Source organism: Curtobacterium ammoniigenes NBRC 101786 (genome assembly GCF_001571045.1).
Classification (GTDB): Bacteria; Actinomycetota; Actinomycetes; order Actinomycetales; family Microbacteriaceae; genus Curtobacterium; species Curtobacterium ammoniigenes.
In genome coordinates this window covers 478,278-503,253 of record NZ_BCSV01000001.1, presented here as the reverse complement: position 1 = coordinate 503,253, position 24,976 = coordinate 478,278, and the positions used below count along the sequence as shown (strand labels likewise).

Here is a 24,976-nt window from a genome sequence, read left to right as displayed (position 1 = left end):
GCGGACTCCGATCGGTTCGGGTGGGACAGCCCCCAAGTGTAGTCACCTGGCGTCGCGGGGCGAGCCGAGTCCACAGCGGGCTCCGCTCGGCGGGTCGGAGAGCGGATCAGCTGCGGACATGCCCCTGTCCGCGCACGATCCACTTCGTGCTCGTGAGTTCCGGGAGGCCCATCGGCCCCCGCGCATGCAGCTTCTGCGTCGAGATACCGACTTCCGCGCCGAAGCCGAACTCGCCGCCGTCCGTGAACCGCGTCGACGCGTTGACCGCGACGACAGCGGAGTCGACCTCGGCGACGAATCGCTCGGCTGCGGCGAGGTCGTCCGTCACGATCGACTCGGTGTGATGCGTGGACCATTGTGCGATGTGCGCGATCGCCGTGTCGATGTCCGGCACGACCCGGATCGACAGATCGAGCGCCATCGACTCGGTGGCGTAGTCCTCCTCGGTCACCGGGACCGCGTCCGGGACGAGCGCGCGGGTGGCGGCGTCCCCTCGGATAGTGGCCCCGGCCTCCCGAAGTCGGTCGGCAATCGGCGGGAGGAGCCGCGCCGCCGCCGATTCGTGCACGAGCAGCGTCTCGAGAGCGTTGCACACGCTCGGCCGCTGGACCTTGCTGTTGAGGACGATGTCGAGCGCCCACTCCAGTCGGGCCGAAGCATCGAGGAAGACGTGGACGACGCCGGCGCCGGTCTCGATCACGGGCACCTGCGCCTCGGTGACCACCGCCTGGATGAGCGCTGCGCTCCCCCGCGGGATCAGCACATCGACGAGACCGCGGGCCCGCATGAGCTCCGTCGCCCCGTCACGTCCGAACTCGTCGATGGTCTGCACAGCGGCCCCGGGCAGCCCGACCGACTCGATCGCGGTCTGGAGGACGTCGACGAGCACCGCGTTGGTCTCGGATGCGGCAGATCCGCCGCGCAGCACCACCGCGTTTCCGCTCTTCAGCGCCAGCGCAGCGATATCGACCGTGACGTTCGGCCGCGCCTCATAAATGGCGCCGACGACGCCGAACGGCACGCGGACCTGCGTGAGGTGCAGTCCGTTCGGCAGCACCGATCCGCGGACGGTCTCCCCCACCGGGTCCGCGAGCTGCGTCACATGCTCGACCGCCGCAGCGAGCGCTTCGACACGCGCGCGGTCGAGACGCAGCCGGTCCAGGAGGCCCGCAGACAGCGCGTCACGTTCGCCCCGCTCGAGGTCTGCCCCGTTCGCGGCGAGGATCGCATCGGTCTCGGCGACCAGCGCGGCGGCGATCGCGCGCAACGCCGCATCCTTCGTGCGGGTGGTCGCGGTGGCGAGCGGCAGCGACGCGGTGCGAGCGGCGACCAGGCGGTCGGCGAGCGTGGGCACGACGGTCAGCGACATGGACCGATTGTAGGTCGGGACAGTCCGAACCCTGGCGCCGAAGTCCGCCGGTTACGGCGTCGCTTCTGCGCGCTCGCTCTGGAGGCTCGGGGCAGCCGCGCCTTCCGCCGCACGAAACCAGGTGCCCACCTCCGCACCCGCGAGCGCGTCGGCGACGAGACCGGTGGCGGTCACGAGAACCGACGTGCCTCCCTCAGCGGCGACGCGCGCCGCGGCGACCTTCGTCGCTGCGCCGCCGGTACCGACTCCGGCTGCGCCGATCGAGCCGAATGTGATGCCCTCCATCGCGTCGCCGAACGGAACGGCATCGATTCGCGTCGCACCCGGCTCGTGCGGAGGGCGGGTGTACAGGGCATCCACGTCGGACAGCAGCACGAGCGCATCGGCCCTGATGAGGCGCGCCACGAGCGCTGCAAGCCGATCGTTGTCGCCGAATCGGATCTCATGCGTGGCGACGGTGTCGTTCTCGTTGACGATCGGGAGCACCCGGAGCTCAAGCAGTCGGTCGATGGCGCGCTGGGCGTTCTCCCGGTGGCCCGGTCGCTGCATGTCCGACGCCGTCAGCAGGATCTGGGCCGCCACGATCCCGTGCCGGTCCAGGCTCTGCTGGTACCGGAACATCAGGAGATTCTGGCCCGCGGCGGCCGCGGCCTGCTGGGTGGCGAGATCGTCCGGTCGGTCCGCGAGTCCGAGCACCGGGAACCCGGTCGCGATCGCGCCGGACGAGACGAGCACGACCTCGGTGCCACGCGCCCACGCCGCGGCCAGCGCGTCGGTGAGGGGTTCGATCTGGCCGACGTTCGCACCGCTGACGGACGATGACCCGACCTTCACAACGAGGCGTCGGGCGCGGGGAAGGTCCGATCGGGACGACACCGCGCCGAGTTGCGACGAGGGAACGGGCGCATCCACGTGCTACTGCTCCTTCGATTCGTCGGCGGGAGCAGCGTCGTCCTCATCCGCCCACAGTCCCGCGAGGCGTTCACGCTCGAGCTCCGCGCGCGCCTCCGCCTTCGCGTCCATCCGCTCGAAGTAGTCGGCACGACGCTCCGCGCGCGTTGCGCGGCGGTTGGTGTCGAGGCGGGAGTCAGTCCCCCGCGCGCTCGTGATCAGCTCGGCCGTGGAGGTCAGGGTCGGCTCCCAGTCGAACACCATGCCCCCGTCGCCGCCGATGACGACCGTGGAACCCGCGACAGCACCCGCACGGAACAGCTCGTCTTCGACGCCGAGGCGCGCGAGCCGGTCCGCGAGATAGCCGACGGCTTCGTCGTTCGTGAAATCGGTCTGCTGCACCCACCGCTCCGGCTTGGATCCGCGAATCCGGTAGAAACGGTGCTCGTCGCCGCCTTCGGCGCGAACCGTGAACGGCGCGGCGTCGACCGCCTTCGGCCGGAGCACGATGCGCGGCGCTGCCGGCTCGGCAGCCGCGACGGTACGGGCGTCCGCGACGATGTCCGCGAGCGCGAAGGTCAGCTCGCGCAGCCCCTGGTGCGACGCGGTCGAGATGGGGAACACGCGGTACCCGCGGGCTTCGAGTTCCGGAGTGACGAACGCCGCGAGCTCCGCGGCATCGGGCACATCGACCTTGTTCAGCGCGACGAGCTGCGGGCGTTCCAGCAGTGGGAGCTGACCGTCGGGCACCGGGTAGGTTCCGAGCTCACCGAGGATGACGTCGAGGTCGCTGATCGGATCCCGGCCCGGCTCGAGGGTCGCACAGTCGATCACGTGCAGCAGTGCGGAGCAGCGTTCGACGTGCCGGAGGAACTCCAGGCCGAGCCCTTTACCGGCAGATGCTCCTTCGATCAGACCAGGCACGTCGGCCACGGTGAACCGGACGCTGCCGGACTCGACGACACCGAGATTCGGCGTGAGCGTCGTGAACGGGTAATCCGCGATCTTCGGCTTCGCAGCGGAGATCGCGGCGATGAGGGACGACTTCCCGGCGGACGGGAACCCCACGAAGGCAACGTCCGCCATCGTCTTCAGCTCGAGTCGGACATCTCCGGTCCAGCCCGGCGTGCCGAGCAGCGCGAAGCCGGGAGCCTTGCGCTTCGTCGTTGCGAGTGCCGCGTTGCCCAGACCGCCCTGGCCGCCCTGCGCGACGACGACGCGCATGCCCGGCTCTGTCATGTCCGCAAGGACGCTGTCGTCGTCGCCGTAGACGACGGTGCCGACCGGCACGGGCAGCTCGAGGGTCTCACCGCTGATGCCGCTGCGCATATCGCCCATGCCGGGCTGGCCGTTCTTGCTCGAACGGTGCGGCGACCGGTGATACCCGAGCAGCGTTGTGACCTGCGGGTCCGCGACGAGCACGATGTCGCCGCCGTCCCCGCCGTTGCCGCCGTCCGGTCCGGCGAGCGGCTTGAACTTCTCCCGCCGCACGGAGACGCAGCCGTTGCCACCGTTCCCCGCGGTGAGATGCAGGGTGACGTGGTCGACGAAGGTCGCCATGTGCGGGTGCCTCTTCCTTGCAATGCGAAGGAGGGGCAGGCACGAAGCCTGCCCCTCCTTCGGAATGTGATGCTGTTGGTCGCTGTCCGAGTGGATCAGGCGTTCACGATGTTGACGACGCGACGGCCGCCCTTCGTGCCGAACTCGACCGAGCCCGCGGCGAGCGCGAACAGGGTGTCGTCGCCACCACGGCCGACGTTGGCGCCGGGGTGGAAGTGCGTGCCGCGCTGACGAACGATGATCTCGCCGGCGTTCACGACCTCGCCGCCGAAGCGCTTGACGCCGAGGCGCTGCGCGTTCGAGTCACGACCGTTGCGAGTGGAACTCGCACCCTTCTTGTGTGCCATCTGTCGACTCCTGCCTTACGCGATCTTCGTGACCTTGACCCGCGTGAGCTCCGAGCGGTGGCCCTGGCGCTTGCGGTAGCCGGTCTTGTTCTTGAACTTCTGGATGACGATCTTCGGGCCGCGGAGGTCACCGAGCACCTCGGCGGTCACGGTCACGCCGGCGAGATCGCTGGCGGCGGAGGTCACCTTGTCGCCGTCCACGAGGAGCACCGGGGCGAGCGTGATGGTGCCCTTGTCGTCCGCCTTGATGCGGTCGATGGTGAGGATCGAGCCGACCTCGACCTTCTCCTGTCGGCCGCCGGCGCGCACTACTGCGTAAACCACGTGGTGTTCCTTACATGCTCTGAAATGAGGTGAAAGCTCGGGCATCTCGATTCGCCGGCCGCCACGGTTGCCCCGGGAGCTGCGGCGAGCGGGCACAAACGCCCGCAGACACCAGGGGTCGAGAATAGTCGATGCGCATAGGTCCGGTCAAACGCAGCGACATCCGTGACCTCCGCCTTCATCGACGTCGAGCGCGCGGAGCCGCGCGCATCGAGCGTCGACCGCTTCCCATCGTACGATCGGAGCGTGACCGTGCTCATCGACCCTCCGACGTGGCCGGCGCACGACACGGTCTGGTCCCACCTCGTGAGCGACCACTCCTACGCGGAGTTGCACGCCTTCGCGGACAGGGCCGGCCTCAGCCGGCGCGCGTTCGACCATGACCACTACGACGTGCCCGTATCCCGGTATGACGACCTCGTCGCCCTCGGCGCGACACCGGTCCCGGGTCGGGATCTCGTGCTGCGATTGATCCGGAGCGGCCTCCGTGTGCCACAGCGCGACAAGCGCCGCCCGAAGGGTGTCTCGGCGCCTTAGTGCGTCGAGCGTTCGTCCGGCCGCTGCTCGGCCGGCTGCCACGGCTCGCCGCCAGGCTGTGGCTGCTCCCACTCCGCGGCGCTCCCGTCCTGCCAGGGGCGCGGGCTGCGCTCCCACTGGGCCGGAACCGGGGCGCCCTGATGCCATGCGTTGGTCGCCGGCGGCTGCTGCGCCCGCGACTGCGGCATCCAGGCGGGCTGTGGGACGCGGGAGGCGTCGGACGGCCACCCGCCAGGGCGACCGGATGCGAGCCTCCCGAGCAGCAACCACGCGAAGACGGCGCCCGCGACGAGGATCGCGGTGCACTCGGTCCCGAGCCACAGCGGCGTCGTCACGACGTCGGTCCAGATGTAGCTCGCGTCGCTGTTGCGCACATCGTTGGTGAACCCGGTGAACACGCCCAGCACCGCGAGCAGGATCGTCCCGCCCGCTCCGGCCAGCACCGCCCGAAGCACGAGCGTCCGCACCGACAGCCGCGCCACGATCGGCGCGAGGAACACGAACACCGCAAACGCGCCGACGTAGAACATGAACGGCGTCGTCAACCAGCCGTCGACGAAGTCCCGGAGCGGGACGTCGCCGGTGGAGTCAGCCTGCCCCGCCGGCTGGTAGCTCATGACGCCGAGCAGGTACATGAGCGACGACAGGAACATCACGGCGATGAGGGACACCACCGCGATGCCGGCACTCAGCAACGTCAGCGCGGTCGGGCGACTCCCGTGCAGCACCCTGGGACCGGGTCCCTCGTGGCCGCTGCTCGGAGGGCGTTGCGGTCCGAGACCGCGCCCCGCTCCATACATCGGGTTCGACACGATAGCCTCCTGGACTCTCCGCGCGACAGCGTCGCGACCACAACGCTAGCGAGTCGCGGCGCCTATTCGGTGCCGTCGACGATGAGACCATCCTCGCCCGCGCCATCGCGGCTCGTCGGGGTCACGACGGTGCCCGAGCTGACGCGGCGCGAGCGGTTCCGCCCCTGCCCCGGTTGCTTCGGCTCCGGGAGCGCCTGCAGCACGGAGTCGAGCAGCGACTCGGCAGCCTCGCTGCTGACGCGGGGTGCCACACGCTTCGTCGCGGCGATCGGGAGATCGAGGATCGCGACCGGTCCTTCGGCAGCCACGGGCGCGCTCGTCGAGACCCGTCGAGAACCGGCGCTCGCCGACGCGGTTCCGCGCTCCTCGTGCGGCGCGTGCTCGGCCTCGCTGGCGCCTGACTGCACGGCGGATGGTCCGCGGTCGCCCGCCTCGGCCCGGAAGCCTGCCACGGGCTGCGCCGGGTCGCCGCTCGCGGCGCTCCCGTTCGGGTCATCAGGCGTTTGCAGCCGGGGTGCGCCCGCATCGACATCGCTCGTCTGCGCGGGCGTCGTGTCGGGCGAAGCGGTCGGCAGCGCCACCGTCGTACGCGAGGCGCGCCGGCTCCTCCGCCGTCCGGACCGGCCGCTCGAGGCTCCGTTCCGGTCTGCGGTGGGCTCGTCGGCGTTGTCGGCGGCCTCAAGGTCAGCGCTTGCCGGCGGGGTCGCAAGCGGGGCGACGTCGTCGACGTCTCCCGGCTCCACGCTCGTGGCAGAGGTCGGGGCATCGGCGTGGTGCACCACAGTCGACGCGGCAATGCGCGAGAGAGCGTTCTTCACGTCGTCGGTGATCTGGTGCGCGTGGGAGGCTCCCCCACCGTTCGCAGAGCCGCCGTTCCCGTTGCCGCCGCGCGGCTTTCGACTCCGACCGGACCGCTGGGCGGCATCCTGCTGCTCGACACCCTTGCCGGCGAGTTCGTTGATCGACTCCTGCAGACCGACGCCGATCTTCTTGCGAGTCATCTGCACGAGACCGAGCGAGGTGACCTCGGCGACCTGGTGCTTGGTGCGGTCGCGGCTCAGGCACTCAACCAGACGGCGGAGCACGAGATCCCGGTTGGTCTCGAGCACCATGTCGATGAAGTCGACGACGATGATGCCCCCGATGTCGCGGAGCCGAAGCTGCCGGACGATCTCCTCAGCGGCCTCGAGGTTGTTCTTGGTGACGGTCTCCTCGAGGTTGCCGCCGGAGCCGACGAACTTCCCGGTGTTGACGTCGATCACCGTCATCGCCTCGGTGCGGTCGATGACGAGCGACCCCCCGGACGGCAGCCAGACCTTTCGATCGAGCGCCTTCTCGACCTGCTCGTTGATCCGGAACTCCTCGAAGGAATCCGGCCCGTCGTAGATCGCCACGCGGTCCTTGAGATCCGGGGCGACGGCGGACAGATACTCGTCGATGGTGGCGCGCGCGGCCTCCCCGTCGATGACCAGCTTCGAGAAGTCCTCGTTGAAGACGTCGCGGACGATCTTGATCAGGAGATCGGGCTCCGAATGGAGCAGTACCGGTGCCTGCCCGCTCTGCACCTTCTTCTGGATCGCCTCCCACTGGCTTGTGAGTCGGCTGACGTCGCGCTGCAGCTGTTCCTCGGTGGCGCCCTCCGCCGCGGTCCGGACGATGACGCCGGCGTGTTCGGGGAGGATCTCTTTGAGGATCTTCTTCAGGCGGGCGCGCTCCGTGTCCGGAAGCTTCCGGGAGATCCCATTCATCGAGCCGTTCGGCACGTAGACGAGGTAGCGACCGGGCAGCGAGATCTGACTCGTCAGGCGTGCGCCCTTGTGTCCGACGGGATCCTTCGTGACCTGCACGAGCACCTTGTCGCCGGGCTTCAGCGCGAGCTCGATCCGGCGCGGTTGGTTGCCGGTGTCCGCGGCGTCCCAGTCGACCTCGCCCGAGTACAGCACCGCGTTGCGACCGCGCCCGATGTCGACGAACGCCGCCTCCATGCTTGGCAGCACGTTCTGCACCTTGCCGAGGTAGACGTTCCCGATGAGCGAGACGTTGTGCGACTTGGTGATGTAGTGCTCGGCGAGAACGTTGTCCTCGAGCACGCCGATCTCGATCCGGGAGGGGCTCGATCGCACGATCATTGCCCGATCAACGCTTTCGCGGCGGGCGAGGAACTCGTCCTCGGTGATCACCTGGCGGCGTCGACCGGCGTCTCGACCGTCGCGGCGTCGCTGCTTCTTCGCCTCGAGCCGCGTCGAGCCCTTCACCCGCTGCGGCTCGTTGATGCGCTCAGGTTCCGGGCGCGTGCGCGGCGCCGGAGCCTGCTCCTGCTGGCTGGGCGATCCGCTGCGCCTGCGCGTGCGGCGCCGCCCGGTCGGCTGCTCGTCGTCGCTGAAGTCCGGTGTGTCGTACCGCTCGGGTCGCGGAGGCAGCGCCGGCAAGACCGGCGCGTGGAAGATGAGGCTGGTGGTGCTCGTAGCGACGGGCACGTACGGCGCCGACGGCGTGCTCTCGGCAACGGCGCCATCGGCGTCCGCTGCCGGATCGGTCACGGCGTCCGCAGCGGGATCGGTCGAGGCGCCCGCTGCCGGCTTGCTCGTGGCCTCGTCCGCCTGCGACGCCGCGGTCACGGCCTCGCCCGCCGATGCGTGGGCCGCCGCGGGCGCCGCTGACTCGGTGGCGGTCGGCGCTTCCGGCGACCCGATCGGTACGGCGGCGCTCCCGCCCGCGCTCTGCTCTGCGCCGACGGCAGGCGTCGTGCTCGGGGTCGACTGCGTCGCGTCGACCGATTCGGAGGCGGCGCTCACCGGCCCCCCGCTCCTCGCCCGACGTCCGCCGAACAGGCGGCCTCGTCGGCGAGGGGTTTCTTCGTTTCCGGCGTTGTTGTTGTTCTGCTCCACCATGGACTGGTGCACTCCTTGACCCCGTCGAGCCGCTCGCACCCTGCACGAGCTGCGACGGGAAATACTCTGGGCGGGTAGCGTCCACGCCCCCGCAAGTCCGCGCCCTCTCACGACGCATATTCACCCGGGCTCTGCCCGGAAAGCTTTCAGTGCGAACCGAATGGTCGGCCCGTACGGCTCGATTATCGCACGCCTGCTCAGGATGCCGTTCGAACCGACATGTCATGATTGGCGCGTGACCGAACGCACTCTCGACGGCCGCCGCCCCTGGGGCATGGCTGTGTTCCTGGTCGTCACCGGCTTCGTCGGGCTCTACGGCGCCTTCTCGCTCGTGCTCGACGAGTTCACGAAGGCCGCACACCCGCATGCCGTGCTGCACTGCGACGTGAACCCGTTCATCAGCTGCTCCGACGTGATGGCGAGCTGGCAGGGCCACCTGTTCGGATTCCCGAACCCCGTGATCGGCGTCATGGGATTCGTGGCCCCGATTGCGGTCGGTGTGATGCTGCTGTCCGGCGGGATCCTCCGCGCCCGCGGGTTCTGGGCCGCGTTCAACGCCGGTGTGTTCCTGGCTTGGGTGTTCATCACCTGGCTGTTCACGCAGACCGTCTGGGCGATCGGCGCGCTCTGCCCGTGGTGCATGCTCGTCTGGTCGATGACGATCCCGATGTTCTGGATCCTCACCCTCTGGAACCTTCGGCGCGGCCACCTGCCGTTCGGGGCGGGCGCGCGGCGCCTGGGCGAGACGCTGTGGCCGTACGGGTGGGCGTTCGTCCTGGCGAACTACCTCATCATCGCGCTCGTCATCGTCGTGCACTTCCCGAACCTGCTGCCGACGCTTTTCTGAACACACAGGGTGATCCCGCAGAGGACGCTCAGCAAATCAGCCAGCGTCCCCATTGATACCCATTACGGTTGTCAGCGATGAGCGACAACCAGTCCAAGAAGGCGCGACGCGACGCAGCACGGGAACGTGCACGGATCGCGCGGGAGCGAGAGAAGGCACGTCGACGCAGGAACCGGGTGTTCCTGACCAGCAGCATCATCGTCGTGGCGCTTGCGATCGTCACCGTGATCACCCTGATCGTCGTCAACGCGTCCGGCCCGGCCGGCCCCGGCCCGAAGAACATGGCAAGCGATGGGATCCTGCTGCACGGCAACGGATCGACGATCACCGCGGTCCGCACCCCGGCGGTTCCGGCAAACGGCAAGCCGACTGCGACGTCGCAGAACAACTCGGACGGAATCGCACACATCACGATCTACGAGGACTACATGTGCCCGTACTGCAACCAGTTCGAGACGGCGAACATGACGCAGATCAAGCAGTGGGTGAAGTCGGGCTCCGCAACGCTCGAGTTGCATCCGTTCAATCTCCTGGATGCGTCCTCGCTCGGAACCAAGTACTCCTCGCGAGCCACCAACGCCGCCGCCTGCGTCGCCAACTACCAGCCCGACGCGTTCCTCGCGGTGAACCAGGCGTTCTATAAGAACCAGCCGCAGGAAGGCACCAAAGGTCTCACGGACGCACAGATCGTGAGTCTGGTTCAGAAGGCCGGCGCGACGGACAGCAACATCCCGAAGTGCATCACGAGCGGCAGATTCCGAAGTTGGGTCGCGGCCGAGACCACTCGCGTGCTGAACGACCCGATTCCGAACTCGAACCTGCCGAAGGTCACCGGCACGCCGACGGTGCTCGTGAACGGGAAGCAGTACGGCACGACAGCAGCGCAGTCGTTGACGGACCCGTCGGCCTTCGCCGCCTTCGTCGAAGCGACGGTCGGCGCCGCCCCCAAGGGCACGCCGAGCCCGAGCGCATCGAGCACCGCAAGCCCGAGCGCGAGCAGCAGCGCGAGCGCAACACCAAGCGCCACGCCCTCGTCCTGACGCGGGGGCACGGCACGACGTAGCCCCCCGGTGGACGGTGATCCGCCGGGGGGCTACGTCGTCGGTCAGGAGCAGAGCGCGCCCCCGACGCACAGCGGGGGCGGCATGCGACGCGGGACGCGCGCAGCGCTCAGAACTCGAGGGCGAGGTCGCGGCTCAGAACCAGAGCGCCAGCTCGCGGGCGGCCGACTCCGGCGAGTCCGACCCGTGCACCAGGTTCTGCTGCACGGGCAGCCCCCAGTCGCGGCCGAGGTCGCCGCGGATCGTCCCCGGCGCGGCGTGCGTCGGGTCGGTGGCGCCGGCGAGCGACCGGAACCCGGCGATCACGCCATTGCCCGCAACGCGCACGGCCACGATGGGACCGGACTGCATGAACTCGACGAGCGGCTCGAAGAACGGCTTCCCCTGGTGCTCTTCGTAGTGCGCGTCGAGGGTGTCGCGCGACGCGGTCAGCATCTGGAGATCGACGATCTCGTAGCCCTTCGCCTCGATACGGCGGAGGATCTCACCCGTCAACTGACGCGCAACACCATCTGGCTTGATGAGGACGAGGGTCTCTTCGAATTCGGACACGACTGATCTCCTAGGTTCGTGGGGACAGTGGGCGGTGACTTATCAGGCGGACGGAGGCTCGGCCTCCGCTGCGGCGCGTCGTCTGGCGTTCATCCGGTCGAGTTGGCCGCCCTTGACGAAGCAGTAGATCCACAGCGCGAGGAACACCGCGCCGACGACATACATGAACGGCTCGATAAGGCCCGTCACGAGGATCGCCGCCTGGAGCAGCCATCCGAACCATACACCGGCCGGGAATCTGACCAGCCGCGAGGCGATCGCGAGGACGACGATCGCTCCGATCCCTCCCCCGAACGCCAGTCCGGGAGATAATTCGTGCTTCCCGAAGACGACCATCATCGGAAAGAAGAACATCACGGCCTCGAGAATGAGGACGATCGCGAGGAGACTCTCCCGCGCCCCAGCCTCACGCCGGCTGCGCGGCCGCCGCGCTCTGATCGACCGTGCGCTCATGCGTCCGAGTCCTCATCGGCGACGAGTTCCATGACCGCACCGACCAGCACGATCGACCCGGCGACGACCACCATCGCGTCGTCGGCGTCCGCGTCATCGGCAAGCTCACGGGCCGTCTGCACGGCGGACGCGAGCGTCGGCTCGACCACGACACGATCCTGGCCCACCTCGTCGACGACGATCGCCGCGAACTCGTCCGCGCTCAGCGCGCGCGGCCCGGGCGGCTCAGTGACGACGAAGGTGTCGATCACATCGCGGAGTGCGCGAATGACGCCGCGCGCGTCCTTCTCCCGGAGGATGCCCATGAGTCCGACAACATGTCCCGACGGGAATGCGATCGGCAGCGCGGCCGCGAGGGACGTCGCGCCGTGCGGGTTGTGGGCGGCGTCGACGACGAGGGTGGGGTTCCGCGCGATCGGCTGGAGACGGCCGGGACTCGTCGCCGCCGCGAGCCCCTCCTCGAGCACCTCCGGATCGAGGGGCTGCGTGCCGCGGCCGAGGAACGATTCGACCGCAGCGATCGCGACCGCCGCGTTGTGCGCCTGATGCGCACCGAACAGCGGCACGAAGACATCGTCGTAGCGCCCGGCGATGCCCTGCACGCTGATGAGCTGGCCGCCCACCGCAGGGGTGTCCGCGAGGACACCGAACCGGCGGCCCGCTCGACCGTCCTCGAAGGCCGGGGGCAGGTCAGCACCCGCCGAAGCGGCCGCGTCGACCTCCAGCGCGAGCGTGGACTCGGTGAGCTCCACGGCCCGTACCAACTCGGCCAGCGCCTCCGGAACCTGCACGGCGCTGACCACCGACGCTGACGGCTTGATGATCCCCGACTTGGTGCGGGCGATCTCCGCGATCGTCGAACCGAGCTGCTTCGCGTGATCCATGGCGACGGGCGTGATCACGGCGACCTGCCCCTGCACGACGTTCGTGGAGTCCCACTCGCCGCCCATGCCGACCTCGACGACGGCGACGTCGACCGGAGCGTCCGCGAACGCCGCGAGCGCCAGAACCGTCAGTGCCTCGAAGAAGGTCAGCGGCAGTTCGCCGCGCTCGACGAGCTCCCGGTCCGTCATGTCGAGATAGGGGGTGATGTCGTCCCAGTTCGCGACAAATCGCTCCGCCGAAATGGGCTCGCCGTCGATGACGATTCGTTCGCGAATGGAGACCAGGTGCGGGCTCGTCATGAGGCCGGTGCGAAGACCGTGCGCCCGGACGATGCTCTCGATCATCCGTGCGGTAGAGGTCTTGCCGTTCGTGCCGGTGATATGGATGACCGGATACGAGAGATGCGGGTCCCCGAGGAGCTCGACGGCGCGCCGCGTCGCGCCGAGCCGATGCTCGGGCGCCTGCTCGCCGATCCGCGCGTACAGCGCCTGCTCGACGCGCTGCACCTCGGGGTCTTCGGTCGTCACAGGCGGGTCACCTCCACAGTCACGGCTGCGCCGTCCCCGACGCGAACGGCGCCCGTGTCGGCGGCGAGCGCACCGACGACAAGGCTACGCGCGAGCGTCTCCTCCGCGATGAGCGTCTCGTGGGCACGGATGGCCGCAGCGGCGACCTCATCGGCTCCGAGCGAGACCGCGATCCGGTCGCTGACGTCGAGCTCGGCGTCGCGACGCGCCTGCTGCACGGCGCGGATCACGTCGCGCGCCAAGCCCTCCGCGGCGAGTTCGTCCGTGACGACGGTGTCGAGGACGACGAAGCCCCCGTCGTCGAGGAAGGCAACGGCGCTGTCCGGATCGGCAACCGTCAGATCGAGCGTGAACTCTCCCGCGACGAGATCGACACCGCCGACGCGGACGCCGTCCGCCGTGGCAGCCCAGTCGCCGCGCTTCGCGGCGGGGATGACCTGCTGCACGAGTTTGCCGATCCGCGGACCGGCCGCGCGGGCGTTCACCGTGAGCTTGCGCTCGATGCCGTACGCGCTGAGCGATTCCTCCGCGAGTGCGTCGAGGACGACCGCTTTCACATTGAGCTCGTCGCGGAGGATGCCCGCGAAGGGCTCGATCGACGCCGTGTCCGGCACGACGACCGTGAGCGTCGCGAGCGGCAGGCGCACGCGGTTGCCGGTCGCCTTCCGGAGCGCCAGGCCCTTCGACGCGACGTCGCGAACGCGATCCATGGCCGCCACGAGTGCGGGGTCGGCGGGGAACGATGCGGCGGACGGCCAGTCCGTGAGATGCACGCTGCGGCCCCCCGTGAGCCCCTTCCAGATCTCCTCCGTGACGAGCGGTGCGAGCGGTGCAGCAACGCGGCACAGGGTCTCGAGCACCGTGTACAGCGTGTCGAACGCGTCCTTCGCGGCGGCCGAAGCGTTCGCGCCCACCCAGAACCGGTCGCGTGAGCGGCGCACATACCAGTTCGTCAGGACGTCACCGAAGTCGCGCACCGCCTGGGCTGCGAGCGGCGTGTCGAGCGCATCGAGATGCTCCTGCACGTCCGACACCAGGTCGTGGGTCTTCGCGAGTAGATACCGGTCGAGCACGTCGGTCGAGTCGGTGCGCCACTCGGCGACGTATCCGGACGTCTCGGACGCACCCCCGGCCTCCGGTGCGGATGCGTTGGCGTACAGCGTGAAGAAGTAGTACGTGGACCAGAGGGGCAGCAGGAACTGGCGAACCGCCTCGCGGATGCCCTCCTCGGTCACGACGAGGTTGCCACCCCGGATCACCGACGAGGACATGAGGAACCAGCGCATCGCGTCCGCGCCGTCACGGTCGAACACCTCGGACACGTCCGGGTAGTTGCGCAGGCTCTTCGACATCTTCTGACCGTCGGACCCGAGGACGATCCCGTGACTGATCACGTTCTTGAACGCCGGCCGGTCGAACAGCGCGGTGGCAAGCACGTGCATGACGTAGAACCAGCCGCGCGTCTGGCCGATGTACTCGACGATGAAGTCGGCCGGATTGTGCGACTCGAACCACTCGGCGTTCTCGAACGGGTAATGCACCTGTGCGTACGGCATCGATCCCGAGTCGAACCAGACGTCGAAGACGTCCGTGATGCGCCGCATCGTCGAACGACCGCTCGGATCGTCCGGATTCGGGCGAGTCAGCTCGTCGATGAACGGGCGGTGCAGGTCCGGCTCGCCGTCGTCGTTCCGCGGGAGCGCGCCGAAGTCGCGCTCGAGCTCCGCGAGCGATCCGTACACGTCCACCCTCGGGTAGGCGGGGTCGTCCGACTTCCACACCGGGATCGGCGACCCGAAGTAGCGGTTCCGCGAGATCGACCAGTCGATCGCGTTGCCGACCCACTTGCCGAACTGGCCGTCCTTGACGTTCTCCGGCACCCAGGTGATCTGCTGGTTGAGTTCCCCCATGCGGTCGCGGATGGCCGTGACCCGGATGAACCAGCTCGACACCGCCTTGTAGATAAGCGGCTTCCGGCACCGCCAGCAGTGCGGATAGCTGTGGTCGTAGGAAGCGACACGGAGCAGTCGGCCCATCGCGCGCACCGCCTGCGTGAGTGGCTTGTTCGCGTCGGACCAAAGCTGCCCCGCGACGATGTCGACCTGCGGCAGGAAGACTCCGCCGTCGTCGAGCGACAGGATCGTCGGGATGCCTGCCGCCGCACAGACCTCCTGGTCGTCGGCACCGTACGCGGGAGCCTGATGCACGATGCCGGTGCCCTCTCCGGTCTCGACGTAGTCCGCGACGAGCACGCGCCAGGCGTGCTCCATCCCGTCGAAGCCGGCGTAGAAGTCCCAGAGTCGCTCGTATTCGACATCCCGCAGGTCCGCGCCCACGATCGTCCTGCGCACTGCAGCGGCAGCGTCCTCCGGCGTCGCGTACCCGAGGTCCTTCGCGTGCGCGGCGAGCGTGGCCGCAGCGAGCAGGAACGACCCGGCCCCGGCCTCCGTTCCGTCCGCCGCGCCAGCGGGCCCCGTGGGCACCACGACGTAGTCGATCGCGGGCCCGACGGCGAGCGCCGCGTTCGTCGGCAGGGTCCACGGCGTCGTCGTCCAGGCGAGCGCACGGACCCCGCTCAGCCCGAGCGCCGCGGCGCGGTCGCCACGCAGCGGGAACGCGACGGTGACCGACTGGTCCTGCCGCTGCTTGTAGACGTCGTCGTCCATCCGCAGCTCATGGTTCGACAGCGGCGTCTGGTCGTTCCAGCAGTACGGCAGGACGCGGAACCCCTCGTACGCGAGGCCCTTGTCCCACAGCTGCTTGAACGCCCAGATCACGCTCTCCATGTATGTGACGTCGAGGGTTTTGTAGTCGTTCTCGAAGTCGACCCAGCGCGCCTGCCGGGTGACGTAGTCCTCCCACTCCTGCGTGTACTGGAGGACGGACCGCTTGGCTGCCGCATTGAACGTGGCAACGCCCATCGCGTCGATCTCGCGCTTCTCGGTGATCCCGAGCTGGCGCATCGCTTCAAGCTCGGCGGGCAGACCGTGCGTGTCCCAGCCGAACCGGCGATGCACCTGCTTGCCGCGCATCGTCTGGTACCGCGGGAAGACGTCCTTCGCGTAGCCCGTCAGCAGATGCCCGTAGTGCGGCAGCCCGTTCGCGAAGGGCGGCCCGTCGTAGAAGACCCACTCGTCGCAGCCGTTCCGCTGCTCCACCGAGGCACGGAAGGTGTCGTCGCCCTTCCAGAACGCGAGGATCCGCTCCTCGACCTCGGGAAAGCGCGGCGACGGAACGACGCCGTCGGCGTCGGAGTTCAAGGGGTAGCGCATCGAGAGCCTCGCGTGGATCGAATTCGTCGGTTCAGGTCCACGAGGACGAAATCCGGAGATTCCGCGGTACCACCTCGTTTGCTGCTCACGGCCCGGAGGCACGTCCGGGGTTCGCGAGCAGCCGCTCGTCGTCGGGATGGTGACGGACCCGAACCCGTCCGGTTCTACTGACGACCCCGCTGGCGGTGCCGCGTTCTTCCGGAAGCTCCCCGGTGATGGCCGGATCGATGCTCGTGACACCGATCCTAGCGTGGGGAGCAGACTGGACGGCATGCCCGAGCCCGAGCGCGGACCCCAGCAGCGCGAACCGCAGTCCGAGTCCCTCCTGACGGTCGTGATCGCGTTCTCGGCGAACCTGCTCATCGCGATCGCGAAGACTGTCGCAGCCCTGCTGTCCGGGTCCGCTTCCATGATCGCCGAGTCCGCCCACTCCTGGGCGGACAGCGGCAACGAGGTGCTCCTCCTCGTCGCGGAGCGCCGGGGCGCCAAGCCGCGCGACGCCGCGCACCCGCTCGGATACGGGCGCGAGACCTACATCTGGTCGATGTTCGCCGCGTTCGGGCTCTTCACCGCCGGGGCGGTGGTCTCGATCTACAACGGCATCCACGAGCTCGGAGCGAGTGAGGCCTCGTCGGACGTCCTGCTCAACTACATCGTCCTCGGCGTCTCAGCGGCACTCGAGGGCACGAGCTTCCTGCAGGCCTACCGGCAGGCGCACGGTGCGGCCAGCGCACGCAAGGTGCCGCTGCTGCGACACGTGCTCCAGTCGTCGAATCCGACGATGCGTGCGGTGTTCGCTGAGGACTCGGCAGCGCTCGTCGGCCTCGCGATCGCGTTCCTTGGCGTCCTTCTCCACCAGCTCACGGGCTCAGCGGTTTACGACGCCGTCGGGTCGATCGCTGTCGGTGTGCTCCTCGGCGTCGTCGCGGTCGTGCTCATCGACCGGAACCGCCGGTTCCTGCTCGGCGAGACGACATCGCCACAGGTGCGGGACGCCGTTCTCGGCGAGCTGCTCGGACACGACACGATCGAGCGCGTCACCTACCTGCATCTCGAGTTCATCGGACCGAGCAAGGTCTTCCTCGTCGCGGCGGTCGACCTCGCGGGCAACCGCCCCGAAGCGGACGTCGCCGTCCTGCTCCGCACCGCCGAGCGGCGCATCGAGGAGAACCCGTACGTGGAAGAGGCGATCCTCACGCTGTCGCTCCCAGACGACGAAAGCCTCGAGCCCCGCGGCGCGGTCAGCGAGCGTCAAGCCCGGCAGCAACCGGCGTAAGCGCCGCACCGACGTACTCGACGAGCGGCCCGCGCCGAACGCCGTCGCGCACCCACACTCCGAACGCGGCCGCCGCCGCGCCGAGCATCGCCCCGGCGACGGTCTGCGGCCAGAGTGCGCCCGGCCACTCGCCCGTGCGCTCGGCGACGAATCGGGCGATCGTGTCGTGCTGCGCCATGATCCGCGCCGCAACGCTCTCGACGAGCGCTTCCCCGACGTGCATGACATCGGCCTGCCCGATCGCCCACGGCACGCGGCCGGGGTCGTGCTCGCGGGCTGCTGCGAGGAGCGCCGCCTCGACGGCGCGCACCGGAGACGGCTCGGTGCTGTCCGCGAGGAGCGACGGGATGTCGTGCACGGCGGCGTCGAGGTCGAGCCACATCACGTCGGACTTCGCGGCGAAGTAGTTGAAGAAGGTCGCGCGGCTCACGCCGGCACGGGCGGCGATCTGGTCGACGGTCGTCCGGCCGTACCCCTGTTCGAGGAAGAGTTCGGCGGCCGCGTCGGCGAGCACCTGGGCCGACGCGGCACGCGGCCGACCCCCGCGGCGCGCGCCCTGACGCTGGTCCTCCCCGTCATCCATGCCTCTATCTTGCCGGTAGACTCGCACAGCCATGATTCTGGACCGAGTTCAACAACGCCGCCCCGCCCGTCGCCGAGCTCGATTCGCCGCCATCGGCATCGGACTCGTTGCAAGTGCGCTTGCACTCGCCGGCTGCTCGTCTCCTGGAGGTACCGGCAGCGGCGCAGCATCCGCGACACCGACGAACGGCGGCACGCTCACCTACGCTTCCGGCGACGCCGAGCCGACCTGCCTCGACCCGCACGTCGGCGGCAATTACCCGCAAGCGCTCCTCGCCTCGCAGTACATCCAAGAGCTCGTCAGCATGGGCAACGATCGCGTCGCGCACCCGGCTCTCGCCACCTCCTGGTCGACGAGCGCCGACGGGCTCACGTGGACATTCCACCTCCGCACCGGCGTGCAGTTCAGCGACGGCACCCCGTTCGACGCCGCAGCGGTCGTTCGGAACGTGCAGCACGTCCAGGACCCGACCACAGCCTCCAGTACCGGGTATCTCGCACTGGGAGCAATCGCCACGGCGACTGCGACAGACGCACACACGGTCACCTTCACGCTCAGCCGACCGGACAGCGCGCTCCTCGAATCGCTCTCGCAGCCCTGGGTCGGGATCGAGTCACCCAAGGCGCTCGCACGGACACAGGCGGCGAACTGCGCCGCGCCCGTCGGCACCGGGCCGTTCATCGTGACCAGCTGGAAGCACGGCGACCGGATCACGCTCGAACGCAACGCGCACTACACCCCGCTCGGCTCCGGGGACGCGCGCCCGCACCTGGCGTCGATCGTCTGGCGGTTCATCCCGGACTCGACGTCGCGGTACGCGGCACTGCAGTCCGGCCAGGTCGACGTCATCGACAACCCGCAACCCGACCAGGTGCACGCCGCGCGTGCAAACGGGCCGATCACGGTCCTCAATGCGCCACGCCCCGGCGCATCGGACCGTCTGGAGCTCAACTCCGGGCACGGCGTCTTCACGGACCCGGCCGTCCGCAAGGCGTTCATCGCCGCGGCCGACATCAATCCCGGCATCGCGTCGCTCTATCTCGGCACGGTGCACCGCTCATACTCGGTGCTCTCCAGCGTGGAGCCCGATGCGTATGCCGACAAGTCGCTCTTCGGGTACGACCCGGCCACGGCCAATGCCCTGCTCGACGCGGCCGGATGGAAGCGCTCCGGGACCGGCGTCCGGATGAAGAACGGGCAGCCACTCTCGGTCACCTTCCCGGTGTCGACCAATCAGTCGATCCCGGCGGAGCAGAGTCTCTTCCAGCAGATCCAGGCATCGGAGCAGCAGGTTGGCTTCCAAGTGCACATCGAGGACCTCGACCTGTCCAGCTGGTACGCGGCGCTCGCAGCGAACAAGTACGACGTCGTCAGCGCCCCGTACACGAAGGTCGGCCCGGACGTGCTCCGGATCCTGTACGACAGCGCGAGCATCAAGCCAGCGCCCTCCGGCTACTTCGCCAACCTCGCGCAGCTCGACGAGCCGGCGCTCGACAGCCTCCTCCAGCGAGCAGATGCGACCGCCGATCCGACGGCGCGCGCGGCCCTCTACAAGCAGGCGCAACAGCTCATCCTCAGCAGCCACACCGTGCTGCCTTTATACGACCAGCGGAACGAGTTCCTCGTCCGGTCGAGCGTGCACGGGATCAGCACGACGTCGGTGTCCACTCCCGAGTTCGGGTCCGCCTGGATCTCGCGCTGACCGATGACCCTGCGGTGGCTCGTTCGACGTGCGGGCGGCGCAGTCCTCGTCCTGTGGGCGGTTGCCACGATCGTGTTCATCGCGATCCGACTCATCCCCGGTGACCCAGCCCAGGCGATCCTCGGCGGCCCCGGATCGCAGGCCTCTGCTGCCGCGGTCGAGCACGTTCGCGTCGAGTACGGACTGAATCGGCCGCTCATCGTGCAATACGCGGTGTTTCTCGGTCGCCTCGCAACGGGCCAGCTCGGGGACAGCTACACCTTCCACACCAGCGTGGCGAGCCTCCTCGCCGTGGAGCTTCCCGTCACCCTGACGCTTGCGGTCGCCGGCCTGGCGGCGGCGTGGGTGCTCGCGCTCATCGCAGCGTGGTGGTCGACCCAGCGCGGCCGCGTCGCGCGCGCGATCAGCGGCGGCATCGAGATCACGGCGAGCGTCGCCCCGCACTTCTGGCTCGGCAGCGTCCTCATCGTGCTGTTCGCCACCGGTCTCGGGTGGCTTCCGGCCGTCAGCGACGGAACCGCGGCCGGCTGGGTCCTCCCGGTGATCACGGTCGCCGTACCGGTCGCCGGGTACCTCGCGCAGACCATTCGCGACGGCATCATCGATGCCGAGTCCACCGCGTTCGCGGTCGCTGCCCGAGCCCGCGGTGAATCGCGGTTCGGCCTGTTCGCCCGCCACACACTTCGACACGGCGCACTGCCCGGCATCGCCCTCAGCGCGTGGGCGTTCGGATCCCTGGTATCCGGCGCCGTCGTGGTCGAAGCGGTCTTCGCGCTCCCCGGGATCGGCCGAGCGCTCGTCACCGCGGTGGAACAGCGCGACATGCCGCTGGTCACGGGGATCGCGCTCGTCTCCGCGCTGGCGTACGTCGTCGTCCTCGCCGCTGCCGACCTCGTCGAACGGGCGGTCGATCCGCGGCTACGGAGCGCGACGTGAGCGGCCGACGCATGACGGGCCTCCCGCTCGTCCGACTCCTCGGGCCGACCGGGCTCGTCGCGGGCGCGGTGCTCGCGGTCGCGATCGCGGCTGCGGTCGTTCCTGGCGCGTTCGGAGGCGCGCATCCGCTGGCAGTCCACCCTGCGGCTTCCCTGCTCCCGCCCAGTCCGGCGCATCCGTTCGGGACGGACGAGTCCGGTCGCGACGTCCTCGCGCGCGTGGTCGCGGGAACACGGCCGTCACTCGTCGTCGGCGCGGTCGCCACCGTCATCGGCGGCGGAATCGGGTGCGCGCTCGGGCTCGCTGCAGGGCTCGCCAGCGATCGACGCGCCGGCCGCCTGCTCGACGCCGTCATCGGCCGAACCATGGAGGTCGGGTTCGCCCTGCCGATCCTCCTCGTCGCGCTCGTCGTGATCGCCGTGACCGGCCCCGGCGCGGTGCCCGCGACGATCGCGGTCGGCCTGGCCACGACGCCCGGATACGCCCGCATCGTTCGCGGCCTCGTGCGGCGCGCGGACCGTTCACAGGTCGTCGAGGCGGCGGTCCTCCAGGGCCGACGTCGGCGGACCATCGTCATGCGGCACGTCCTCCCGGCCGCGCTCTGGCCGGTGGTCGCCGTCGCAACCCTCGGCGTCGGGCAGGCGGTGGTGTGGGCGAGCGCGCTCAGCTACCTCGGCGTGGGCACGCCGCCACCGGCACCGGAATGGGGTGCGATGCTCGCCGACGGACGCACGTACCTCCTCACGGCACCGTGGATGTCGACGTTTCCGGGGTGCGCCATCGTCGTTCTCGCTGTGGCCGCGACAGTGCTCGGCCGCGCACTCCGCCGTCTGGGAACACCGTCGTGAGTGCGACAGCGCCGCTCATCGTGTCGGGGTTGCGGGCGACGGTCGGCGATCAGGCACTCGTCGAGGGGATCGACCTCACGGTCGCTGCCGGCGAATGCGTCGCGCTCGTCGGCCCATCCGGATCGGGCAAGACCGTGACCGCACGAGCGATCCTCGGTCTGTCGGACCCCACGGTTCGCGTCGAGGCCGACAGCTTGCAGATCGCCGGCACCGACGTCAGGAACGCCGATGAGCGCGCGTGGCGGCGCGTGCGGGGCCGACTCGTCGGCTACGTCGGTCAGGAGGCGCTGGGCGCCTTGGACCCGCTGCGCCCCGTCGGGCGCGAGATCGAGGACGCACTTCGGCTCCACACCGAGCGCTCCGCGGCCGATCGGCGCACCCGGGTGCGCGAGGCGCTGCGCAGCGTCGGGCTCGATGCCGAGCTCGCGACGAACGGCGCACTCCCCGGCGCGCTCTCGGGCGGAATGCGCCAGCGCGCCCTCATCGCGGCCGCGATCGTCACGGACCCGGCACTGATCATCGCCGACGAGCCGACGACCGCCCTCGACGCCTCGGTCGCGCTCCGGGTCATGCGGCAGCTTCGCGACGCACAGTCGCGCGGCGCAGGACTGCTCGTGATCACGCACGACGACGCGCTCGTCGACGGCTGGGCGGATCGTGTCCTCGAGATCCGCGCCGGGAGGCTCGTCCCCCCGACCGGCGCGACGCGCTCGACCCGGATCGTCAACGTGCCCGCCGCGCTCGCTCCCCCGGCAGCGGTTCAGGCAGCGGCACGAGCGGATGCCGCGGAATGCGTGCTCCGCGCAGCATCGCTGCAGGTCGAGCTCGGCGGCAGGCCTGTGCTCGCCGACGTATCGTTCGAGGTCCGCCCAGGGCACGTCCTCGGGGTGGTCGGCGCGTCTGGCTCCGGCAAGACGACGCTCACACGGGTGCTGCTCGGACTCACCGAACCGACCAGGGGCACCGTCGAACTGGCCGGACAGCCGTGGCTGCCGCTGCCGGAGCGGGATCGGCGAGGTCGACGCTCGCGCATCGCAGCAGTCGTCCAAGATCCAGCTGCCACGTTCGATCCACGATGGTCGGTCGAACGGGTGATCGTCGACGCACTGAGCGGAGGGCGAGCACGACGGGCGCGCGCTGTCGACAGCGACCCTGCAGCGCGAACCTGGCGTGGCCGCCGCGGCTCACCCGCGGCCGGCGCCCGGCGCTCGGAGTCCGACCTGCCGCCGTCGGATGCCGCGGTCGACGCGGCGCTGCGCCGCGTGGGCCTCGATCCGGCGATGCGCCCGCGCTCCCCCCGAACGCTTTCGGGCGGTCAACGGCAACGACTCGCGATCGCTCGCGCACTGGCGACCGAGCCGCTCCTCCTCATCCTCGACGAGCCGGTCACCGCGCTCGACGCCCGCGTTCAGGATGCTGTGCTGGACCTCCTCGAACAGCTCCGCGCGACGACCGGCGTCGCGATGGTGTTCGTCTCGCACGATCTGGCGGTCGTGCGACGTATGGCCGACGATGTGCTCGTCATCGATGGTGGTCGCGTGGTTGAGCGCGGACCCACGTCCGAGGTGCTCACGCACCCAGCCCACCCGGTCACCGCGGGGCTGGTGCGCGATGCCCGACTCCTCGCGGACGGCGCGCCTGTGCGCGGCGGCTAGGGCTGCCGGGAGCCGCGGGGAGCGGCGGACTCGGAGGAGTCCGCGAGGTCAGTGCCGAGCGCGACGACCTCCAGTTCGCTCGTGGCGAAGCCCTGGCCCCATTCGGACCGTGCAAGGTCGGAGTCAGGGTCCTTCCATTCCGCCAAGATGGCCTCGACCTCGTCTTCGGAACTCACGGTCGGGCCCGAGCCCATCAGGGGGGACGATGCGGTCTCTTTGGTGAACAGCACGGCGACGAATCCGATGAGGGCAGCGGCCATCAGGTAGAACGCCGGTATGTCACTGGCCCAAGCGAGATTGGCGTTGTGGGCCGCGGCGACCAAGGCCTCCGTGAACAGCGGCGTCGTGCCTCCGAACAGCGATACCGAGACGTTGAATGCGACCGAGAGCGCTCCGTACCGAATGATGGTCGGAAAGAGCGCTGGCAGCGTCGACGGCATCGTCGACGTGAAGGTGATGAGGGAAAGCCCGAGCAGGAGCAGCCCGAGGAACACGAGGACCCCGGAATCGGACTGCATCATCCGGAACGCGGGCCACGAGAGCACGAAGAACGCGACACACCCCGCGAACAACACGGGGCGGCGACCGAACCGGTCCGACAGCCTGCCCCCGACGGTGATCACCGCCATCATGATCAGCATGACCACGACGATGAGCAGGAGGCCCGTCGTCGCCGAGCCGCCGAGCGCCGTGAGATAGGTCGGCGCGTACGAGAGCAGCATGTAGTCGGTGACGTTGAACACGAGGACGAGACCGATGCAGACGAGGAGCGCGCCCCAGTGCTCGGCGAAGAGTCGGAGCAGAGGCGTCTTCGCCCGCTCACGCTCGGCCGCTGCTTCCTGCTGCTTCTGAAACGCCGGTGTCTCTTCGAGCTTCAGCCTGAGGTACAGGCCGACAACACCGAGTGGGCCGGCGATGAGAAATGGGATCCGCCAGCCCCACTGCAGCATTGCGTCGTGCGACAGCCCGAATTGCAGCCCGGTGACGATCGAGGCACCGAGGACGTATCCGGCGAGCGTCCCGAACTCGAGGAACGAACCGAGGAAGCCCCGGCGCTTATCCGGTGCGTACTCAGCGATGAACGTGGCAGCCCCGCCGTACTCACCACCAGTCGAGAACCCCTGCACAAGACGCGCCAAGAGCAGGAGCAGTGCGGCCCACAGCCCGATCTGGCGATACCCGGGCAGAAGACCGATCGCGAACGTGCCGAGCGCCATCAGGATCATCGTGATGGCGAGCACCCGCTGCCGACCGATGCGGTCGCCGAGCGGCCCGAAGAACGCTCCGCCAATCGGCCGAACGATGAAGGCCGCGGTGAACGTGGCGAGCGCGGAGAGCGTCGACGCCGTGTGATCGGATGAGGGGAAGAACACCTGACCGAGCGTCGTCGCGAGGTACGCGAACACTCCGAAGTCGAACCACTCCATCGCGTTTCCGAGGGCCGCAGCCGCAACCGCACGCTTCAGCAGCGGCTCCTCGACGACCGTGACATCGCGCTCGGTGAGCGTTCGGCGTGCGGGCGCGAGCGGCGGCCGGCGGGGCGGCCGCACGGTGCGATCGGAATGGCGATTCGGGTTCGTCGAGCTCATGGTCCTCCGGTTGGGTCGATACCGAGGTGGATGCCTCGGTGCCCGGGGGACGCGGCCAT

At 69.4% G+C, this 24,976-nt stretch carries 21 protein-coding genes; 8 read left to right on the top strand and 13 right to left on the bottom strand.

The window, feature by feature from the left end:
- Positions 1–106: 106 nt before the first annotated feature.
- The 5 genes from CAM01S_RS02225 to rplU form a co-directional block, all read right to left on the bottom strand.
- Complete coding sequence (locus tag CAM01S_RS02225) at positions 107–1,369, bottom strand: glutamate-5-semialdehyde dehydrogenase (RefSeq protein ID WP_066515646.1); 1,263 nt, start codon at positions 1,367–1,369, stop codon at positions 107–109.
- 51 nt (positions 1,370–1,420) lie between these two features.
- Positions 1,421–2,245 (bottom strand): glutamate 5-kinase, encoded by an 825-nt coding sequence (proB, locus tag CAM01S_RS02220; protein WP_066516727.1) that lies wholly within the window; start codon positions 2,243–2,245, stop codon positions 1,421–1,423.
- Positions 2,246–2,284: 39 nt separating this feature from the next.
- Positions 2,285–3,820, bottom strand: coding sequence for a GTPase ObgE (gene obgE, locus CAM01S_RS02215; RefSeq protein WP_066515645.1), 1,536 nt, complete (start codon positions 3,818–3,820; stop codon positions 2,285–2,287).
- A gap of 95 nt (positions 3,821–3,915) precedes the next feature.
- Positions 3,916–4,167, bottom strand: coding sequence for a 50S ribosomal protein L27 (gene rpmA, locus CAM01S_RS02210; RefSeq protein ID WP_066515638.1), 252 nt, complete (start codon positions 4,165–4,167; stop codon positions 3,916–3,918).
- Positions 4,168–4,182: 15 nt separating this feature from the next.
- Entirely contained in the window at positions 4,183–4,491 is a 309-nt protein-coding gene (gene rplU, locus CAM01S_RS02205) for a 50S ribosomal protein L21 (protein ID WP_066515629.1), read from the bottom strand.
- 246 nt (positions 4,492–4,737) lie between these two features.
- Between rplU and CAM01S_RS02200 the strand changes: the two genes are divergently transcribed.
- A complete protein-coding gene (locus tag CAM01S_RS02200; RefSeq protein ID WP_066516726.1) occupies positions 4,738–5,028 on the top strand; it encodes a DUF4031 domain-containing protein in 291 nt (96 codons plus the stop codon).
- On the opposite strand, the gene CAM01S_RS02195 is transcribed toward CAM01S_RS02200, so the two are convergent.
- Entirely contained in the window at positions 5,025–5,840 is an 816-nt protein-coding gene (locus CAM01S_RS02195) for a hypothetical protein (protein ID WP_157071352.1), read from the bottom strand. The two genes, CAM01S_RS02200 and CAM01S_RS02195, sit on opposite strands and share 4 nt — an antisense overlap.
- Positions 5,841–5,902: 62 nt before the next feature.
- Positions 5,903–8,635: an Rne/Rng family ribonuclease gene (locus CAM01S_RS02190; protein ID WP_444542289.1), complete on the bottom strand. Its 2,733-nt coding sequence runs from the start codon at positions 8,633–8,635 to the stop codon at positions 5,903–5,905.
- A gap of 331 nt (positions 8,636–8,966) precedes the next feature.
- Here CAM01S_RS02190 and CAM01S_RS02185 point away from each other — a divergent pair, with 331 nt between their 5' ends.
- Positions 8,967–9,578, top strand: coding sequence for a vitamin K epoxide reductase family protein (locus tag CAM01S_RS02185; protein WP_245631505.1), 612 nt, complete (start codon positions 8,967–8,969; stop codon positions 9,576–9,578).
- Between the two features lie 77 nt (positions 9,579–9,655).
- Positions 9,656–10,618, top strand: coding sequence for a DsbA family protein (locus CAM01S_RS02180; protein WP_066515619.1), 963 nt, complete (start codon positions 9,656–9,658; stop codon positions 10,616–10,618).
- A 156-nt stretch (positions 10,619–10,774) separates the two neighbouring features.
- Here CAM01S_RS02180 and ndk read toward each other — a convergent pair whose 3' ends face one another.
- From ndk to ileS, 4 genes are read right to left on the bottom strand one after another with little or no spacing between them, the layout of a single operon-like run.
- Entirely contained in the window at positions 10,775–11,191 is a 417-nt protein-coding gene (ndk, locus tag CAM01S_RS02175; RefSeq protein ID WP_066515616.1) for a nucleoside-diphosphate kinase, read from the bottom strand.
- Between the two features lie 42 nt (positions 11,192–11,233).
- Positions 11,234–11,644 (bottom strand): DUF4233 domain-containing protein, encoded by a 411-nt coding sequence (locus CAM01S_RS02170; protein ID WP_066515613.1) that lies wholly within the window; start codon positions 11,642–11,644, stop codon positions 11,234–11,236.
- Positions 11,641–13,056, bottom strand: coding sequence for a bifunctional folylpolyglutamate synthase/dihydrofolate synthase (locus CAM01S_RS02165; protein WP_066515608.1), 1,416 nt, complete (start codon positions 13,054–13,056; stop codon positions 11,641–11,643). The genes CAM01S_RS02170 and CAM01S_RS02165 overlap by 4 nt, the downstream gene beginning before the upstream one ends.
- Positions 13,053–16,328 (bottom strand): isoleucine--tRNA ligase, encoded by a 3,276-nt coding sequence (gene ileS / locus CAM01S_RS02160; RefSeq protein WP_066515604.1) that lies wholly within the window; start codon positions 16,326–16,328, stop codon positions 13,053–13,055. Before ileS ends, CAM01S_RS02165 begins: the two co-directional genes overlap by 4 nt.
- Positions 16,329–16,599: 271 nt before the next feature.
- On the opposite strand from ileS, the gene CAM01S_RS02155 reads away from it, so the two are divergent.
- Positions 16,600–17,604 carry a cation diffusion facilitator family transporter gene (locus CAM01S_RS02155; protein WP_066515601.1) on the top strand — a complete coding sequence of 335 codons (1,005 nt, stop codon included), beginning with the start codon at positions 16,600–16,602 and terminating at the stop codon, positions 17,602–17,604.
- Here CAM01S_RS02155 and CAM01S_RS02150 read toward each other — a convergent pair.
- The gene (locus tag CAM01S_RS02150; RefSeq protein ID WP_066515598.1) at positions 17,570–18,187 is read right to left on the bottom strand and encodes a TetR/AcrR family transcriptional regulator; all 618 of its coding nucleotides are present in this window, start codon (positions 18,185–18,187) and stop codon (positions 17,570–17,572) included. The genes CAM01S_RS02155 and CAM01S_RS02150 overlap by 35 nt on opposite strands.
- A gap of 31 nt (positions 18,188–18,218) precedes the next feature.
- Between CAM01S_RS02150 and CAM01S_RS02145 the strand changes: the two genes are divergently transcribed.
- The 4 genes from CAM01S_RS02145 to CAM01S_RS02130 are packed head-to-tail and all read left to right on the top strand — an operon-like array spanning position 18,219 to position 23,328.
- Positions 18,219–19,889 (top strand): ABC transporter substrate-binding protein, encoded by a 1,671-nt coding sequence (locus tag CAM01S_RS02145; RefSeq protein ID WP_066515596.1) that lies wholly within the window; start codon positions 18,219–18,221, stop codon positions 19,887–19,889.
- Between the two features lie 3 nt (positions 19,890–19,892).
- Positions 19,893–20,825 carry an ABC transporter permease gene (locus tag CAM01S_RS02140; protein ID WP_066515592.1) on the top strand — a complete coding sequence of 311 codons (933 nt, stop codon included), beginning with the start codon at positions 19,893–19,895 and terminating at the stop codon, positions 20,823–20,825.
- Positions 20,822–21,673, top strand: a complete 852-nt coding sequence (locus CAM01S_RS02135) for an ABC transporter permease (RefSeq protein ID WP_245631504.1) — start codon at positions 20,822–20,824, stop codon at positions 21,671–21,673. Before CAM01S_RS02140 ends, CAM01S_RS02135 begins: the two co-directional genes overlap by 4 nt.
- Positions 21,670–23,328: an ABC transporter ATP-binding protein gene (locus tag CAM01S_RS02130; RefSeq protein ID WP_066515586.1), complete on the top strand. Its 1,659-nt coding sequence runs from the start codon at positions 21,670–21,672 to the stop codon at positions 23,326–23,328. The genes CAM01S_RS02135 and CAM01S_RS02130 overlap by 4 nt, the downstream gene beginning before the upstream one ends.
- Here the strand turns inward: CAM01S_RS02130 and CAM01S_RS02125 are convergent.
- Entirely contained in the window at positions 23,325–24,917 is a 1,593-nt protein-coding gene (locus CAM01S_RS02125; RefSeq protein ID WP_083527648.1) for an MFS transporter, read from the bottom strand. The genes CAM01S_RS02130 and CAM01S_RS02125 overlap by 4 nt on opposite strands.
- Positions 24,918–24,976: the final 59 nt, after the last annotated feature.

Coding starts and splice junctions, on each gene's coding strand:
- CAM01S_RS02225 (WP_066515646.1), bottom strand. CDS start 1,369: ATGTCGCTGACCGTCGTGCCCACGCTCGCCGACCGCCTGGTCGCCGCT.
- obgE (WP_066515645.1), bottom strand. CDS start 3,820: ATGGCGACCTTCGTCGACCACGTCACCCTGCATCTCACCGCGGGGAAC.
- rpmA (WP_066515638.1), bottom strand. CDS start 4,167: ATGGCACACAAGAAGGGTGCGAGTTCCACTCGCAACGGTCGTGACTCG.
- CAM01S_RS02180 (WP_066515619.1), top strand. CDS start 9,656: ATGAGCGACAACCAGTCCAAGAAGGCGCGACGCGACGCAGCACGGGAA.
- CAM01S_RS02170 (WP_066515613.1), bottom strand. CDS start 11,644: ATGAGCGCACGGTCGATCAGAGCGCGGCGGCCGCGCAGCCGGCGTGAG.
- ileS (WP_066515604.1), bottom strand. CDS start 16,328: ATGCGCTACCCCTTGAACTCCGACGCCGACGGCGTCGTTCCGTCGCCG.
- CAM01S_RS02155 (WP_066515601.1), top strand. CDS start 16,600: ATGCCCGAGCCCGAGCGCGGACCCCAGCAGCGCGAACCGCAGTCCGAG.
- CAM01S_RS02150 (WP_066515598.1), bottom strand. CDS start 18,187: ATGGATGACGGGGAGGACCAGCGTCAGGGCGCGCGCCGCGGGGGTCGG.
- CAM01S_RS02145 (WP_066515596.1), top strand. CDS start 18,219: ATGATTCTGGACCGAGTTCAACAACGCCGCCCCGCCCGTCGCCGAGCT.
- CAM01S_RS02140 (WP_066515592.1), top strand. CDS start 19,893: ATGACCCTGCGGTGGCTCGTTCGACGTGCGGGCGGCGCAGTCCTCGTC.
- CAM01S_RS02125 (WP_083527648.1), bottom strand. CDS start 24,917: ATGAGCTCGACGAACCCGAATCGCCATTCCGATCGCACCGTGCGGCCG.